This window comes from Blastococcus sp. TF02-8 (genome assembly GCF_003319175.1).
Classification (GTDB): Bacteria; Actinomycetota; Actinomycetes; order Mycobacteriales; family Geodermatophilaceae; genus Blastococcus.
In genome coordinates this window covers 1-505 of record NZ_QOHK01000032.1, presented here as the reverse complement: position 1 = coordinate 505, position 505 = coordinate 1, and the positions used below count along the sequence as shown (strand labels likewise).

At 63.4% G+C, this 505-nt stretch carries 1 rRNA gene; it reads left to right on the top strand.

From position 1 onward, the window contains the following. Positions 1-58 (top strand): 16S ribosomal RNA (locus tag DQ237_RS19365); the annotation flags it as partial. Positions 59-505: the final 447 nt, after the last annotated feature.

Here is a 505-nt window from a genome sequence, read left to right as displayed (position 1 = left end):
TGGGACGAAGTCGTAACAAGGTAGCCGTACCGGAAGGTGCGGCTGGATCACCTCCTTTCTAAGGAGCATCTCGCCGGCGAGCTCAGCTTGTCGGTGCAGAGCCGCGCCCACACCATGATCGGTGCCCGCTTCGGGGTGCCGGCGCAGCGTGTGGGGTGGTGCTCGAGGGTGGAACGCTGACCAGTTCGGCCGGCAGTCTGGTGCTGCTCCTAGTACGGCGGTGTCTGGTCCTTCGGGGCTGGGGATCGTGGGGAACGGGGTGGTGTCGGGTGGGAGCTGGTCGTAGGCACGCTGTTGGGTCCTGAGGGAACGGGCGACCGGTTCTTCTGTTCAGGGCTGCCTGGGTCTCATACCGCTGTTCTGCCTTTCGGGGTGGGTCGGGTCTGGTGGGGTCGTGTGGGTGGTGACTGGTTGTACGTTGAGAACTGCACAGTGGACGCGAGCATCTTCTGACTCTGGTTTGCAGAGTTTGTTTGTAGGCCCGCACGTCTGTTTCCTTCCGGGG